General features: G+C 57.7%; 12 protein-coding genes. 7 read left to right on the plus strand and 5 right to left on the minus strand.

Annotation, left to right across the window (positions count from 1 at the left end; genetic code table 11):
- Positions 1 to 285: 285 nt before the first annotated feature.
- The 3 genes from LAO21_00110 to LAO21_00120 form a co-directional block, all read right to left on the minus strand.
- Positions 286 to 1,341: a peptidase M4 family protein gene (locus LAO21_00110; GenBank protein ID MBZ5551091.1), complete on the minus strand. Its 1,056-nt coding sequence runs from the start codon at positions 1,339 to 1,341 to the stop codon at positions 286 to 288.
- A 416-nt stretch (positions 1,342 to 1,757) separates the two neighbouring features.
- Positions 1,758 to 3,290 carry a DegQ family serine endoprotease gene (locus LAO21_00115; protein ID MBZ5551092.1) on the minus strand — a complete coding sequence of 511 codons (1,533 nt, stop codon included), beginning with the start codon at positions 3,288 to 3,290 and terminating at the stop codon, positions 1,758 to 1,760.
- A gap of 322 nt (positions 3,291 to 3,612) precedes the next feature.
- Positions 3,613 to 5,250, minus strand: a complete 1,638-nt coding sequence (locus LAO21_00120; protein ID MBZ5551093.1) for a SpoIIE family protein phosphatase — start codon at positions 5,248 to 5,250, stop codon at positions 3,613 to 3,615.
- Between the two features lie 372 nt (positions 5,251 to 5,622).
- On the opposite strand from LAO21_00120, the gene LAO21_00125 reads away from it, so the two are divergent.
- The 5 genes from LAO21_00125 to leuB all read left to right on the plus strand — a co-directional run bounded on the left by LAO21_00125 (position 5,623) and on the right by leuB (position 11,695).
- Positions 5,623 to 6,210 (plus strand): TetR/AcrR family transcriptional regulator, encoded by a 588-nt coding sequence (locus LAO21_00125; GenBank protein ID MBZ5551094.1) that lies wholly within the window; start codon positions 5,623 to 5,625, stop codon positions 6,208 to 6,210.
- 27 nt (positions 6,211 to 6,237) lie between these two features.
- Positions 6,238 to 7,839, plus strand: coding sequence for a 2-isopropylmalate synthase (locus LAO21_00130; GenBank protein ID MBZ5551095.1), 1,602 nt, complete (start codon positions 6,238 to 6,240; stop codon positions 7,837 to 7,839).
- Positions 7,840 to 8,287: 448 nt separating this feature from the next.
- Positions 8,288 to 9,565: a 3-isopropylmalate dehydratase large subunit gene (locus LAO21_00135; GenBank protein MBZ5551096.1), complete on the plus strand. Its 1,278-nt coding sequence runs from the start codon at positions 8,288 to 8,290 to the stop codon at positions 9,563 to 9,565.
- Positions 9,566 to 9,793: 228 nt separating this feature from the next.
- The gene (locus LAO21_00140) at positions 9,794 to 10,309 is read left to right on the plus strand and encodes a 3-isopropylmalate dehydratase small subunit (protein MBZ5551097.1); all 516 of its coding nucleotides are present in this window, start codon (positions 9,794 to 9,796) and stop codon (positions 10,307 to 10,309) included.
- 249 nt (positions 10,310 to 10,558) lie between these two features.
- Positions 10,559 to 11,695: a 3-isopropylmalate dehydrogenase gene (gene leuB, locus LAO21_00145; GenBank protein MBZ5551098.1), complete on the plus strand. Its 1,137-nt coding sequence runs from the start codon at positions 10,559 to 10,561 to the stop codon at positions 11,693 to 11,695.
- A gap of 166 nt (positions 11,696 to 11,861) precedes the next feature.
- Here the strand turns inward: leuB and LAO21_00150 are convergent, their stop codons facing one another.
- Positions 11,862 to 13,727 carry a PDZ domain-containing protein gene (locus tag LAO21_00150; protein MBZ5551099.1) on the minus strand — a complete coding sequence of 622 codons (1,866 nt, stop codon included), beginning with the start codon at positions 13,725 to 13,727 and terminating at the stop codon, positions 11,862 to 11,864.
- A gap of 235 nt (positions 13,728 to 13,962) precedes the next feature.
- Here LAO21_00150 and LAO21_00155 point away from each other — a divergent pair, with 235 nt between their 5' ends.
- Both LAO21_00155 and LAO21_00160 read left to right on the plus strand, forming a co-directional pair.
- Positions 13,963 to 15,027: an MBL fold metallo-hydrolase gene (locus tag LAO21_00155; protein ID MBZ5551100.1), complete on the plus strand. Its 1,065-nt coding sequence runs from the start codon at positions 13,963 to 13,965 to the stop codon at positions 15,025 to 15,027.
- A gap of 2 nt (positions 15,028 to 15,029) precedes the next feature.
- Positions 15,030 to 15,212 carry a hypothetical protein gene (locus tag LAO21_00160; protein MBZ5551101.1) on the plus strand — a complete coding sequence of 61 codons (183 nt, stop codon included), beginning with the start codon at positions 15,030 to 15,032 and terminating at the stop codon, positions 15,210 to 15,212.
- A gap of 92 nt (positions 15,213 to 15,304) precedes the next feature.
- Here LAO21_00160 and LAO21_00165 read toward each other — a convergent pair whose 3' ends face one another.
- Positions 15,305 to 15,604 (minus strand): HU family DNA-binding protein, encoded by a 300-nt coding sequence (locus tag LAO21_00165; GenBank protein ID MBZ5551102.1) that lies wholly within the window; start codon positions 15,602 to 15,604, stop codon positions 15,305 to 15,307.
- Positions 15,605 to 15,607: the final 3 nt, after the last annotated feature.

Consider the following 15,607-nt stretch of genomic DNA (forward strand, 5'->3'; position numbering starts at 1 on the left):
ACATTCTGGCATCGCGGCCCCGCCGGACATGAGCCCCTTTGCAACTCCCCGCGAAGATTCTAAAACCTAACCCCAAAAGATACCAGAACGACTAGAGACGACAATCGTGAGAGTCAACCCATGAACCGGTAAGGTTTGCACACCCTCCCCTGCCCGGGGGACGCTCATTTACGCAGACTGGGACCTGGGTTCGAGCCCATCATTCCGGATTCCGAAATCCGCAATTGAAACAACCGTGGCTTGAGCCGATGCGCATCATCCCGGGCCGGTCCGAGCGGTCCGCATCTACAGTCCGACCGCCTTCCAGCCCGCCTGGACCGCCTTGACCTCATTCGAGCCCTTGCCAAACAAGTCGGTGGCCACGGCAGCCGTCATTCGCGCGGCGTCTTCGAAGTTCGAATCCGGGCGCAACTTGTCGCGCAAGGTGACGTACCAGATTTGACCGGCCTTCGTCCACGCGTTCCCGCCCATTTGAACCGCGGTTTCGTAAAATGCCCGATTGGGTATGCCCGAGTTCAGGTGAACTCCCCCGTTGTCCTCGTTCGTTTGCACGTAATCCTTCATATCGGCAGGCTGAGGGTCTTTTCCCAGCACGGGATCATCATAGGCTGTGCCGGGGGCCTTCATCGATCGCAGGGCGACCCCTTTGACGCCGGGGGCCAGCAGTCCCTGCCCGATCAGCCAGTCCGCCTGTTTGGCCGTCTGGCCCAGTTTGTACTGCTTGACGAGCGAGCCGAAGACATCTGAGATTGACTCATTGAGCGCCCCGGATTGATCCTGATAGGACAGGTCCGCCTCATTCGCGGTCACGCCGTGAGTCAGCTCATGCCCGATCACATCGAGCGCGATCGTAAAGCGGTTGAACAGCTTGCCATCGCCATCCCCGTAAACCATTTGCTGGCCGTTCCAGAAAGCGTTGTCGTAACCCCTCTCGTAATGCACCGTGGAATCGAGCCGCATTCCGCGATCGTCAATGGAATTTCGATTATAGTTTTGAAGATAAAAGTCATAAGTTGCGCCGGAGCCATCATAGGCTTCATTCGCTGCCTTATCCTTGCTCTTCGGATCTCCCTCTCCCCGGACCAGTTTGCCCGGAAGGCTGGAGCCGTGCTTGGCGTCGTAAATGGTCCGCCGCTTGGTCCCCGTTGCAGTCGATCCTGTAGTCGCCATCATTGACATCACCCTCCGCTGACCGCGCAGTTGTTCAGACAGCGACAGGGTATGCCATGCCCATTGCTTTTGCTTCTCACTTCCCCGTTGAGCGACATGCTTAAGAATGTGCGGAGGGAGGATGCAGAATATCGGGACGATACCTGGGGCCCCGATCGTACCTGCTGCCATCTTGTCGAAATCCGCCCCGATCGCGGACCCGCGAAAATCCATCAGATTCTTCTCAGCCATTGTCTCTTCTCCTTTTATTAGTGGATCCCCCCGCTCGCCGGGGTCGAGTGGAGCCTGTCAAGGCTCGCCATCTCTTTGTGAAATGAAGGTGAGGGATAATAGCACCAACAGAAGGGGAAAAAACACGAAAAAAAGTGGCAAACTCTCGGAGGAGAGGCCCCCCACGTTTTTTCGCGCCTTACAAGGAACCGTGGTTTCGCAATCGTGGGATCGAATAACAGCGAAGACCCTGGGCCGGAGACGCAGGGGATGACATCCCGGGACGGCACTTCATCAGGGGTGGTTTTCGGGTGTCCTCCCGGACACCCGAAACCATTTACACAGCCAACCGCAGGCCAAGAGCGGAAAACCAGTGACTATTGTCCGCCTTCAGGACTCAAGCCCACGTACACCGTCACCCCGTTACGATTGATCAGAAGCAGGGCGGTATCATCTTTTCCAATTTTCGCCGCAATACGGTTGTAATCCTCGACAGTTCGAACCTCTTGACGATTCAATTCCTGAATCACGTCACCACGCTGCAATCCGGAGTCCGCGGCCACACTGCCCGGGGCTATAGATGAAATCACCACCCCCGTGGTGTTGCTGGGCAGGTTCAAGCGCCGGGCCAGTTGCGGCGTAAGGTCCTGAACGGAAATCCCGTTCAACACATTGCTGAATTCACCCCCAGTGGACTCGCCCGCCGGTCCTCGCTCCGCCGATTTTGGCATTTCGCCGATTGTGACATTCAGAGTCAGGACCTCGTTCCCGCGCCAGACCTTCACTTTGGCGGTGCTGCCGACCGGAGTCAATCCGACTTGGTAGGCAAACTGGCTCCGATTCTGAACTTCCGTTCCATTGAACTCGAGGACAATATCTCCCACCTTGATGCCGGCCTTGGCAGCGGGGCTGTCGGCGTTGACTTCAGACACGATGGCTCCCCGAATTTCCTTCAAACCCGAAGCGCGGCCAATGGCGGGGGTGACCTCCCCGATGATCACGCCCAACCACCCCCGCACCACCTTGCCTGTTTTGATCAGGCTTTCGGCCACTTGCCGGGCCATGCTGCTCGGGATGGCAAAACCCACCCCGGAGGATCCCCCGGTGGGAGTCTCAATGGCCGTGTTGATGCCAATCAATTCGCCCCGGATGTTCACCAGTGCGCCACCCGAATTTCCGGGGTTGATGGCGGCATCCGTCTGAATGAAATCCTCATAATCTTCGATCCCCACGTTCGTCCGTCCCACGGCGCTGACGATGCCCTTCGTCACAGTCTGGTTCAGTCCAAAAGGATTCCCAAAGGCCAGGACATTCTCGCCCACTCTCAGGCCTTTTGAATCTCCCCACGGGACAGCCCGCAGGCCATCGGTCTCGATCTTGATCACCGCGATGTCGGTCTTGGGGTCGGCCCCCACCACCTTTCCCTTAAATTCCCTCTTATCGGCAAGCTGGACGCGGATCTCGGTCGCCTTATCGATGACGTGATTGTTGGTGACAATGTAGCCGTTTGGACTGATCACCACGCCGGACCCCAGGGCATGCTCACGCTGTTCTCGCGGAACACCCTGGAAATCGGGCCCGAAGAACTGTTGGAAAAAAGGATCATTGAAGAAAGGGGATGTTTGGGGCCGAGCTTTAATCACCTGGGTCGTCGAAATGTTGACAATCCCGGGGAGTACGGCTTTGGCGATGGACTCAAAGGCCCGATTCTGCTGTTCCAAAACGCTGACATCCTGAGCGTTCACCAGGGAATCCTTAGCGGGTGCATATCCCTGAGAGTAACCGATTTGCAGTTGCTGCAGACCCAGCCACAAGATGGCCACCATCCCCACGATCCCTGCCGCCCAGATTGTGAGCGGCGCGGGTCGACGGTGGCGAGTCGCTTGTGGCCGTTCGGTAGAGCTTTCCATTTGATTTTCCATAGGTTTACTACCCCTTTTTCGAGTTTTTGTCCCTTGTTTAGACGTTCCTAAGTGAATTTTGGCCGTTCATAATCTACATCGCTATACGATAGTGATTCAAGGCTAGAGGTTGTTTCGCAGGCGAGAAGAGATTCCAAGAGGGACTGCAAAAAGGTGGGTCCTGCCCGAGGGTCATAGACCGAACTTCTGGGTCACTCCAACCGAATGATCAAGGGCTTACATCGATCCCCTTCCCGCAGTCCCTTACTCTGCAATTCAAATTTGACCGCCACTCCCCGCCCGGTCATGGAGAACCAACGGATCCCAAACTCTATTTCCTCTCTGCCACGATCAGAGTGATATCGTCATGCTGCAGGACCCCGGAGGTAAAGTCAGTCAGCCGATCCATGATCTTGACTTTCATCTCCTCCGCCGAGAGGGTGCGATTGGTCATGATCAGTTCCAGCAGACGCTCATCTCCGAATTCTTCCAGGGTCTTCGATTGGGCTTCCGTAACACCGTCGGTGAAAAAAACCAGCCGGTCGCCAGAATTCCAGGAGACCACGCCCTGTTCATAGGGAACCTTGTCAAAGATTCCCATCACCATGCCGCCTTCGCGCAGCGGACGAACTTCCCCGGCTGCCGTCACCAGCAAAGGTGGATTATGGCCCGCATTGCAGTACCGGAACTCACCCGCATCGGTCAGCACCCCATAGAACGCAGTGACGAATTTTCCGCTGGGGTTTTTTTGCGCCAGATGATGGTTCACCCGGGAGATGGTTTCGGCGGCCGACCTTTCGGGGCAAGCCTCGGACAGAAACATTCCCTGAGCCATCGAAGTGAGCAAGGCCGCGGAACATCCTTTCCCCGCGACGTCGGCGATGACAATGCCGACCTGGTCTTCCCCCAGCGGGATGAAATCGTAGTAATCTCCCCCAATGGCCCGACACTGGATGTTGACCCCGGAAAAACGGGTCCGGGCCAGTTCCGGGGGCGTCTTGGGCAAGAGGGTTTGCTGAATCTCCCGCGCAATCTTGAACTCTTCCTCCAGTTGCCGCTTCTCCAGTTCCTCCTGGTGCAACCGCGCGTTCTCGATGGCGATGGCGGCGTGGCCGGCGAGGGTCTCAAACAGTTCCAGGTCTTGATCCGAGAAAACCTGCGTGACCGTTTGTTTGTCGACGTACAGCAATCCAATGGTCGAGACCGCAGGGGCATCCTCCGCGCCGTTGTCCTGAAACGTGGAGCGGTAGATGCGCAGGGGCACGCACATGATTGTTTTCAAGTTCAATGCGATGACGCTCTTCTGATCGCGCAAATGCTGGTCCCGCTCGGCATCACAGACAATCACCGACTGATCGGTCTGGATGACACGCTGGATGACCGTGCGGCTGAGGCGGTGCTGCTTGTCCTCAAGGGCCTCGCGCGTTATGTTTCGCGACATGGCCACCTGCAGCTCGCCGTGCGCGTCCTTTAACATCAGGAATCCACGATCGGCCCCCGCCAGCTCAATGACGGCCTCCATGACGCGGTTCAGTACATCATCCAAAATCAGTGATGAGCTCAACGCTTTTGAAACCTCGAGCAGCATGCGCAGATGGTGGGAGCTGACCTTGCTTTCCGCGGAGTCATTGGTCGAGCTGATGGAGGCCAGCACAGAATCCTTCACTTCCTCCAAGGCGAACAGCACCGCCTGCGCCGGATTGGATCCCAGCTGGATGCGATCGCCGTGCGCCAGCTTTCGTTCCGTCACGCGCTCGCCGTTGACGATCGTCCCGTTCTTGCTGCCCACATCCACGATGTAGAAGCTCCCGTTCTGAGGGCGGATTTCGGCATGGAACCGGGAGATGGAGGGATCGTTCAGGATGACGTGGTTCTCGGAGTTGCGTCCGATCTTCAGCACGGATTGTGAAATCGGGACGACCAGTTTGCCGCCCGAGAAATCGGTGTAGTAAACGCGAGGTCCGGTCATAAAGCACCCCTTCCTGCCGTCGTAACCCTCGGAGCCAATTGCCTGGAGTGCCGTTATTATAGCTGGAGTGGGCCCCGGAGGGAAGACCAAATGCATGCCCCCCAGGGTCCGGCCCGGGGATCGTGATTTAAGAAGGATTGGGAAGCGGGGGCAGGGACCTGCGTATCACGTCGGGACGACCCCGGGGGCCGGAGGATCAGTCCACCGCGGTTTCCCTGCCTTTTTGCGCTTGACATCCCCCATTCCGCTCCTTAGAATACCGACCGGTCGGTAGGTCAGCACCGGCGCCCCAAGGCCCGAAATACGTCAGGCAAAATCCGCGGACACCGTTGGCCGGTCCGCTTCCCATTCACGAGGAGTGCGTCGACGTCCATGCCCTCGAAGCGACAGCAGGCCCGCTTACACAATCCCATTTACGACATCGCGGCGCGGGTCATTCACCAGCGGGGATACGATTCCACTTCCATGAGCGACGTGGCCCGAGCGGCGGGACTGACCAAGGCGGGCCTCTACCATCATGTGACCAGCAAAGAGCAGCTGCTCTACACCATTCTCGATTACGGGATGGATCTGACCGACGAAGTGGTGATCCGGCCGGTCCAGGCGCTGCGCGATCCCCGGGAGCGGTTAGAGCAGATGATAGAACGCCACCTTCGGCTCATTCTCCGGGAGAGGAACCATGAAGTCACCGTGATTCTTCACGAGGATAAGTCCCTGAAGGGCGCGATGCGGCGGAAGATTGCGGAACGAAAGAAGGCGTACATCCGCTTCGTGGAAGGGCTAGTCCGGGATGTGTTGAAGCAGCAGGGCCGGAAGGAGATCGACCCCCGCCTCGCCGCCTTCGCCCTGCTTGGAATGATGAACTGGTGCTACCAGTGGTATCGGCCGGGCGGCCGAATTTCACTTCCACAACTGGTCCGGGGAATGACCCGGATTTTTCTCGCGGGAATCACCCGGTAACAAGCCGGATTCCCAGGAGGTTTCCATATGGACCGCGTTGTTGTTTTTGACACGACTTTGCGAGATGGCGAACAATCGCCCGGTTTCAGCATGAACATCGACGAAAAATTGAAGATGGCGCGGCAGTTGGAACGCTTGAATGTCGATGTCATCGAGGCGGGCTTCCCCATCGCCAGCGAGGGCGACTTCGAGGCGGTCCGCCGCATTGCCCAGGAGGTGCGCACGCCGGTCATCGCGGGACTGGCTCGAGCTCACCCGGCAGATATCATGCGGTGTTGGGAGGCAATTCAATACGCGGCGCGGCCCCGCATCCATACCTTCATCGCCACCTCCGACATCCACTTGCGGCACAAGCTTCGCCGATCGAGGGAAGAGGTGCTGCGGCAGGCGGCGGAGGCGGTCCGTTACGCCAAGTCGCTCACGGACGATGTCGAGTTCTCAGCTGAAGATGCAGGCCGCAGCGATATCGACTATCTCTGCCAGGTCATCGCGGCCGTCGTCGAAGCGGGGGCCACCGTCGTCAACATCCCCGACACCGTGGGCTACTGCATCCCCAGCGAATTCGGGGCGCTGATCGGCACTCTTCGGGAGCGCGTTCCCGCGCTGGCGCGCGCGACGCTGAGTGTCCATTGCCACAACGACCTGGGGCTGGCAGTGTCCAATTCCCTCGCCGCCATCCAGCACGGGGCGCGCCAGGTGGAATGCACCATCAACGGGATAGGGGAACGGGCCGGGAATGCCTCGCTGGAAGAGATTGTCATGGCCTTGCGGGTAAGATCAGCCTATCTAAAGCTTGAGACCGGGATTCGCAGTGAAGAGATCTACCGGTGCTCACACCTTCTTTCCAACCTTACCGGAATGCCCGTCCAGGCCAACAAGGCGATCGTCGGAAAGAACGCGTTTGCCCATGAAGCGGGAATTCACCAGGATGGCGTGCTTAAGGAGGCGCTCACTTATGAGATCATGACCCCGCAATCGGTCGGGATCCCTGAGAACAAGCTCGTCCTGGGGAAGCATTCCGGACGGCATGCTCTTCTGAAGCGTTACGAATCCCTGGGCTACACGCTCACGAAAGAAGAACTGGAGCGCGCCTATTTGCTGTTCACCAAGCTGGCCGACAAAAAAAAGGCGGTGTTCGATGAGGAGTTGATCGTCATCCTCGATGACGGGTTGAAGCACGTCCCCGAATCCTATTCGCTGAAATACCTGCAAACCATCGGTGGAAATGAAGGGTTTGGATCGGCAACCCTCAAACTGGCCCATGGCGAGGAGGTGCTCGTGGATTCGGCGGTAGGAGACGGTCCGGTTGACGCGACCTATAACGCCATCGACCGCATTACCGGCATGCCGGGAAAGTTGCTCGATTATTCCTTGAAGTCGGTCACCCGCGGAAAAGATGCGGTGGCGGAAGCCTTCGTTCACGTCCAGTTCGGCACACACAACTTTACGGGAAAAGCAGCTTCGACGGATGTGACCGAAGCCAGTGCCCGCGCTTACCTGAACGCTATTAATAAGGCGCTCCTGGAGAGACAGCGGCGTGAAAAGGCTTTACAGTCGAATGTGGGCGGTGCCGGCGTATTTGAGTCCCCGCAGACCGCAGAGGACCATGCGGCCGATTGGGCCGTGTGAAAGCAGTTGCCAGTTCTCAGTGGTCGGTTCTCAGTTGCCCGTTGGCAGACTATAAATTGGTGCGGACGGTCTGTTGAATATTAGCCTGAGAGGGAAATTGGTGGATTAATCCTCAGTCCCGCGTCAAGATTCGCGTCTCGAATCCCAACTTCTGGCATCTGACTTCGAATTTCTGACGTCGGACTTCTGGCCTCCGGCTTCTGGCTTCCGGCTTCTGGCCTCCGGCCTCTGGCTTCCGGCTTCTGGCCTCTGACTTCTGACTTCTGGCTTCCGGCTTCTGGCCTCCGGCCTCTGGCTTCCGGCTTCTGGCCTCTGACTTCTGACTTCTGACTTCTGACTTCTGGCTTCTGGCCTCTGGCTTCTGGCTTCTGACTTCTGACTTCTGACCTCCGGCCTCTGACTTCTGATTTCGAATACAGGCCAGCTTCCGATTGTGAATAAGGAACCTATGCCCCAGACTATTACAGAAAAAATCCTGGCAAAACACTCGGGACGAGACGAGGTCGCGCCAGGGGAACTGATAAACGGCCGAATCGACCTTGTCATGTGTCACGAGGTGACAACCCCTCCCGCCATCACCATGATGAAATCGATCGGAGTGGAAAAAGTCTTTGATCCCTCCAAGATCGTCGTCACCCCCGACCATTTTGTTCCCAATAAGGACATTCAATCTGCACTCCTGGCGAAGATTCTGCGCCAATGGGTCGAACAGCAGGGGATTGAGCATTACTATGAGATCGGGAGACATGGGATTTGTCACGCGCTCCTGCCCGAGATGGGACACATCCTGCCCGGCACCACCGTGATCGGCGCCGATTCCCACTCCTGCACCTATGGTGCGTTCGGATGTTTTTCCACGGGGATAGGCTCCACCGACCTGGCCGCGGCGCTGGCCACCGGCGAGTTGTGGTTCAAGATCCCGGCCTCGATGAAGATCGTGGTCGAGGGAGAGATTCCTCCCGGTGTTTTCTCCAAGGACATCATCCTCGAAGTGATTCGGCAGATTGGTGTCGATGGGGCGCGCTACATGGCGATGGAGTGGGTGGGTTCCACCATCGATGCCCTCTCCATGGAATCCCGCATGACGTTGACCAATATGGCGGTCGAAGCCGGGGCAAAGTCCGGAGTGATCGCCCCTGATACGGTGACCTTCGAGTACCTCCGGCAAAAACCGCATTCCAAAGACAAGACCTTCGAGCCGGTCTATTCCGACGCCGACGCCGTGTACGCACAGACGGTCGAAATTCAGGTCGACCGGATGGAACCGATGGTGGCCCTCCCCCATCTCCCCTCGAATGGGGTAGGCGTGAGCCGGGTGGCCCAGGACAGCATCGCCCTGGACCAGGCTTATATTGGCTCCTGCACCAACGCGCGCATCGAGGACCTGCGTATCGCCGCCCAGGTGTTGAAGGGACGCCACGTCGCGCGCAGCTGCCGCACCATGGTCGTCCCGGCAACCACTTCCATCTACAACCAGGCACTGCGGGAGGGGTTGTTCGAAATTTTTACGGATGCGGGGTGTGCCATCTCAACCCCGACCTGTGGCGCCTGCCTCGGGGGTTACATGGGAGTCCTGGCCGAAGGTGAACGCTGCATTTCCACTACCAACCGGAACTTCGTGGGGCGCATGGGTCATCCCAAGAGCGAGGTGTTTCTTGCCTCGCCGGCCACCGTGGCGGCTTCAGCTATCGAAGGAAAGATTGCTGATCCGAGGAAGTATCTGTGAAGAAGCGGTCAGCTATCAGCGGTCAGCTATCAGCGGTCAGCTATCAGCTGTGAGCCATCAGCCAACAGCTTTTCGCCGCGACCCGTCGCTCCCCCACAGAGATGGGCAGCGATAATGACATATGTAGAGACCCAGGGTTCAGTGTGAGATCACTTGTCTGTAACTGACAGCTGACAGCTGATACCTGACAGCTTCTCTCAAAGACTAGAAAGGTAGCGAACCGCCGCCATGACCGGACGCGCCCATGTTTATGCACGGCCACACATCAATACCGATGAGATCATCCCGGCAAGATACCTGAATGTGCATGAAGAGTCTGAGCTCGCAAAGCATGCCATGGAGGACATCGACGCCGATTTTGTCAAGCGGGTCAAGCCGGGGGATTTTCTGGTGGTGGCGGAGGACTTCGGATGCGGTTCCTCCCGGGAACATGCCGTGTGGGCGTTGCGGGGCGCTCAGGTTGCCGGGGTCATTGCGACAAGCTTCGCACGAATCTTCTATCGCAACGCGATTAACAACGGATTTCTGGCGATTGAATGTGAAGGATTCTGCAGGGAGACCTCCATGGGGGACGATCTGGAGGTCAACATCGGGACGGGGACCATCACGAACTTGAGTAAACGCAAGGTGTACTTCTTCACCCCCATCCCCGAATTTGCGTGTGAAATGATGCAAGCGGGAGGCCTTCTGGAGTTTGTCCGGCGGAAGATAGAGCGCGATAAGAAGAAATCTCCCAGTGGCTGACCGATCCCGGCGGATTCTTTGCGTCACGCAGCGGAGGCGGGCCGCGGACCCCGGAGGGTGAGAATCCCATGGAGCCGAATCGAAGCAATCCGGCAAAAAAGTCGCCTGCTATTCACACAGGATGGCTATTTTAGAATTGCTCCCGGGAAATCGGATTGTTAGAGGCGCTTGATTTTCTCAGGCTGGATCCAATTTTTATGTTATGTATAGCGGCGGCCGCAAGGCCGCCGTTTTTCTATCCGAGGTCATATGAAGCTTAAGCTCACTATTCTTCCGGGCGATGGGATCGGCCGGGAAGTGACCGCAGAAGCGACGAAGGTTGTCCAGGCAATCAGTCGGAAGTTCGGCCACTCGATCGAGACGCAGTCTGCCCTCATCGGCGGTGCGGCCCTCGACGCGGTGGGGGTACCGCTGCCGGACGAGACCGTTACAGCCTGCGGGAAGTCTGATGCCGTCTTGTTAGGGGCGATTGGCGGACCCCGATGGGACAGCAATCCTCCTGCATTGAAACCTGAAAGCGGTTTGCTGGGGATCCGAAAGGCACTAGGCAATTTTGCCAACTTGCGGCCGGCCCGCATTTTTCGAGCACTCCAGGACGCCTCCACGTTGAAGCCCGAAGTGGTCGGGGGAGTCGACCTGCTCATCGTGCGGGAGCTGACCGGCGGCATCTATTTCGGGAAGCCACGCGGGTTTGCAGACATCGACCCATCGGAGGGTGACCTCAACGCCCCGTCCCACAAGGTGACCGAGGTTAAAGACGCCGTCGTGGGTTTCAACACCGAGATCTACTCGGTCGGAGAAATTGAGAGAATTGTTCGGATGGCGGTCGAACTGGCCCGGTCGCGGCGCCGCCGGATTTGTTCCGTCGACAAGGCCAACGTCATGGAGAGCTCTCAACTGTGGCGCCACGTTGCCGCCCGGCTGGCGGCAACGTGCCCGGATGTCCAGTTCAGCTTCATGTATGTGGACAATTGTGCCATGCAATTGGTGGCCAACCCCGCTCAGTTTGATGTCATCGTGACGAGCAACCTGTTCGGCGATATCCTCAGTGATGAGGCCGCCATGTTGACGGGATCGATCGGCATGTTGCCCTCCGCCTGCGTCGGGGGGACAGTATCCCTGTATGAGCCGGTGCATGGATCGGCTCCTGACATCGCCGGCCAAAACCTGGCCAACCCCCTGGCGGCGATCCTTTCCGTCGCGATGATGTTCCAATACACCTTTCATCGCTCCGAAGAGGCCCGCACCATCGAACAGGCCGTGGAATCGGTGCTCGACAAGGGATATCGAACGCGCGACCTCTCAAGTTCACCCGTCACAGGCATTACCCGGCTTTCCTGCAGCGAGATGGGTGACCGAGTGGTAAGCGCGATCTTGCAGAGTTAGCGCCCCGTTCCGCGCGAACGCATGCAAAGAACGCATGCCTGCGGCACCCCATGCACCCCACGCCGAGTGCCCCGGCAGGAGTTTCCAATGGCTACAGCATCCTCCCCGGAGGTCGCTCCAGGCGGAGGGCGGAGTCCCGGCCGATTCAGCAGCGCAGCGAGGCCTCTTACTTGGGGGGAAACTCCTTTTCGCTCAACCAGCTCATGTAGACCTTCTGCTGCTCTCCCCCGGCTTCCTTTCCTGCTTTAATCGAATAGGTGATCTTTTCTTCCTGGCCGACTTGAACCGGGATGGTGAGGAGCCGGTCTCCTCGAAAGAGAGTGAATTTGATCGTATCACCAATCTTCATCTCCTTAATTCGGTCATTGAAAAGGGCAGGATCGATCTTCTCGTCATTCCAGGCCAGAAGAACATCGTTGATATCCAGACCCGCATCCCAGGCGGGGGTCCCGGTGCGAATGGTCGAGACAAGAAGCTGATTCTCATCGGTGCGCGAGGTGAGCCCGAGGTAAGGGGTGGGCTTGTCCTTCTTTTCCTCCAGCGCGAGGCCGGCGTAGTGGAGAAAACGGTTCCAGGGAATCTCCTCGACCCCCCGCACGTATTGGTCAAAAAATGCATTGAAGTTTGGATCTGACGCCCCGCCTTCTCGGGCGATCAGTTCCACAGCCTCCTGAAATCCTCGCGTGTCCTCAAAGCCGGGTTGAGGGAGCCCGTAGGTCTTCAACAGATACCGAAACACATCATCCAACGTCCGCCGGTTTCCGGTACGCGCCCTCAGCTCGAGGTCCAGCACCATGCCCAGCAATTCCCCTTTGTTGTAATAATCGATCGTGTTATTGGCCGAATTATCGCTGCGAGTCCAGGTCTGCCAACTCGACATTTCGGCGCTCATCAGATGACGGCCGGGGTTACTTTGAAGCGTGGAAATCTGGGTGGCAAGGTATTCAAAATAGTCCTTCTGCGACCACAGCCCCGAGCGCTTCAACAGCAGCCCCCCATAATAACTGGTCATTCCTTCGGAGACATAAAGGTTACGTGTATTCTGTTCCTTTGAATAGTCAAAGGGGCCAAGCACTTGGGGCCGAATCCGTTTCACATTCCAGAGGTGAAAGAACTCGTGTTCGCAGACAAACAGGAACCTTCGGTATTCAACGGGATTTGTGAAAAGATATTTTCCGGCGCTGATGGAAGTGGAGTTCAGATGCTCCAGTCCCCCGCTTCCCCGGGCGCCGGGGCGCAGGTGAAAGAAGAAAGTGTAATCGGAGTAGGGCGCCGCTCCAAACAGGTCGACGGCCGTCGCCACAACCCGCTTGAGGTCCTCGACGAGCTTGGCCGGATCATAATTCCCATTTCCATGGACCACCGTGTGGTAAGGAACGTGCTGGTACTCAAAATCGTATTGCCTGGCCTCCGGGCTGATCTCGGTGGGCGCATCGACGAACGTGTCATAACTTTCCGCCGCAAAGACGTTCGTCTGTGGGGTCTTTTGAAGGGCGGTATAGATGCGCCAACCCGCCGGGGGTTCGACCGTGAGCTTAACCGGTCCCTCGACGGGATAGGGGCTTTTGCCAACCACATACATGAACAAACTGGTGCCCGAAAAGCTGGCGTGGAACGAATTGAGCTGGGCCATGCTGAAGCCCATGCCGCCGAAGGGAGAACTCGAAGGCCCGGCATAGTATTTATAGTGCACGTCGACCGACCGGCCCTTCTGCCGGTAGATTCGCCAGGTCTGTTTATCCAGTTTTTCGAACCTCACCGGCGAGTCCGCACTGTCGCTGACAGAAAACTCCTGCACGTTCTTGGCGTAATTGCCCACGATGTAAGCGCCCGGCGACCAGGCCGGCATGGCGACATCGATAAACGGCGCTTCGATCTCCTCAATGTGGACCGTCACCTCGTAGAGATGACTCGAGGGCTTGGGCATAGAGAGAACATACGATACAGAAGGAGCCCCAGCCACTGAAGTTGTCAGCCAGACCATGGCCAGCAGAACGAATGCCATCAGACCCACCCATCTATGGTTTCTCACGAGGTTCCTCCTTGGAAAATTATTCGTCTTGAGGTGTGAAAAACAATTGTGTTGTTGTAAGCTATCCCCGCTCCAGGCGTTCCAACATCATGGCGAAGCGCCATAGGGCGCTGAGATGTTTCCCTCGCGCGGCTATTTTGTCAAGCGTTTCGCGCTGCCGCGCCCGAGGGCGCCTCCCCGGCCGGGCCGCTGCGGCTCGCCGATTGAATCGAAAAATTCGAAGGAGATGACTCGAATGAAGAGATTTCAAGTGGGGCTCTACCTCGCACTGAGCCTGGCCGTCGCCCTCGGCGACGGGGCGACGCTCTTTGCCTCCCAGTATTTCAACATCGAGAAGGTCGCCGAAGGGGTCTACGCCGCCATCGGCAAGCCCGGCGTTTTTTCGAACGGCGCTTTCATCGTCACGGAGGATGGAGTCATCGTCGTCGATACGCACCTCCGTCCCTCCTGGGCACGCGATTTGATTTCGGAGATCAAAAAGACCACACCCCAGCCGATCCGCTATGTGATCAACACTCACTGGCACAACGATCACACTCAGGGAGGCCAGGCTTATGTGGAATCGTTCCCGAAGAATGTGGAGTTCATCTCACAGCACAGCACGCGGGATGACATCCTCCACCTCGCCATCCCTTCGGTCAAGCAGGCTCTCGAAAAGGACGTGCCGGAAACGATACAACGGCTTCAGGGAGCCCTCAACACCGGCAAAGCCCCCGACGGTAGCGCGCTCACAGAGGAACGCCGGGGGGAGATTCAGGCGCAACTGGAGTCACAGAAGGGCTACCTCGAAGAACTCAAGACCATGACCGTCGTCGTTCCGAACATGACCTTTGACCGGAGCCTCATCCTGCACAAGTACGACAAGGAGGTTCGCATCCTCTATCTGGGCCTGGGGCACACGCGCGGCGACATTGTTGTGTTCCTGCCCAAGGAAAGGGTCTTGGTCTCCGGGGATCTGTTGACGGGAGGGCCTCCCTTCATGCGGGATGCCTATCCCTCCAAGTGGGCGACCACCCTGGAGCAGGTGGGAAAACTGGATTTCACAAAAGTTATCCCCGGCCATGGGCCGGTCGAGGATGGAAAGGACCATTTGCAGACTGAAGCGCGGTATATCAGCGACCTGGTAGCAGCGGTCACAGATCAGGTGAAGAAGGGCGCCTCACTTGAGGACACCCAAAAAGCCGTTGCTGATCTGCTGGGCCCGAAGTATGAAAAGGAGTATGGAGCGAATTTCAAGAACGCGATCCCGGGCAACGTTGAACGGGCGTATCACGAGGCGAAAGGTGAGATCAAGGAGTAGTCGTGGAGTGCTCACGTTTCAAGCGCGAAGGGACCGGAGGACCCATCGAGGGGGAGGATGGACCTCGAATCTCCCCCGAAGACAAACGAATGATTCCCGGAGTTCCGTGGGGGCGGCAGCTGCCTGAGATCGTCTCGAAGTCACAGGCGGGTTTCCATGGCCGGAAGCTGATGGCAGGCCGCTGACGGCTGACCGCTCCAAAAAAGAAAGAGGATTGCAGAGCCGAACCACGGAATTCATCGACTCTGCAACCCTCTCAAAAGGACTGACCGAGGAATTACTTCTTCTTCGGAGGAACAACCGCGTCCTTCGCAGCCTTCGCAACGCGGAACTTCACCACGGTCTTCGCAGGAATCTTGATGGCCTCGCCCGTGGCCGGATTGCGTCCCATCCGAGCCTTTCGATTTACCTTGACCAGTTTCCCGAGTCCCGGAATCACAAACTGCCCGCTCTTCTTGGTCTCACTCACAGCCAACGCCGCCAGTTCTTCAACAGCCGCCGCCGCTTGTTTCTTGGTGACCGCCAACTTCCCTGCCAGGTGCGCAACCGTCTGAGACTTTGTCATCACTTTCGCCATACT

Source organism: Terriglobia bacterium (assembly GCA_020073085.1).
Taxonomy (GTDB): Bacteria; Acidobacteriota; Terriglobia; order JAIQFV01; family JAIQFV01; genus JAIQFV01.

Coding starts and splice junctions, on each gene's coding strand:
- LAO21_00110 (MBZ5551091.1), bottom strand. CDS start 1,341: ATGGCAGCAGGTACGATCGGGGCCCCAGGTATCGTCCCGATATTCTGC.
- LAO21_00115 (MBZ5551092.1), bottom strand. CDS start 3,290: ATGGAAAGCTCTACCGAACGGCCACAAGCGACTCGCCACCGTCGACCC.
- LAO21_00120 (MBZ5551093.1), bottom strand. CDS start 5,250: ATGACCGGACCTCGCGTTTACTACACCGATTTCTCGGGCGGCAAACTG.
- LAO21_00125 (MBZ5551094.1), top strand. CDS start 5,623: ATGCCCTCGAAGCGACAGCAGGCCCGCTTACACAATCCCATTTACGAC.
- LAO21_00130 (MBZ5551095.1), top strand. CDS start 6,238: ATGGACCGCGTTGTTGTTTTTGACACGACTTTGCGAGATGGCGAACAA.
- LAO21_00135 (MBZ5551096.1), top strand. CDS start 8,288: ATGCCCCAGACTATTACAGAAAAAATCCTGGCAAAACACTCGGGACGA.
- LAO21_00140 (MBZ5551097.1), top strand. CDS start 9,794: ATGACCGGACGCGCCCATGTTTATGCACGGCCACACATCAATACCGAT.
- leuB (MBZ5551098.1), top strand. CDS start 10,559: ATGAAGCTTAAGCTCACTATTCTTCCGGGCGATGGGATCGGCCGGGAA.
- LAO21_00155 (MBZ5551100.1), top strand. CDS start 13,963: ATGAAGAGATTTCAAGTGGGGCTCTACCTCGCACTGAGCCTGGCCGTC.
- LAO21_00165 (MBZ5551102.1), bottom strand. CDS start 15,604: ATGGCGAAAGTGATGACAAAGTCTCAGACGGTTGCGCACCTGGCAGGG.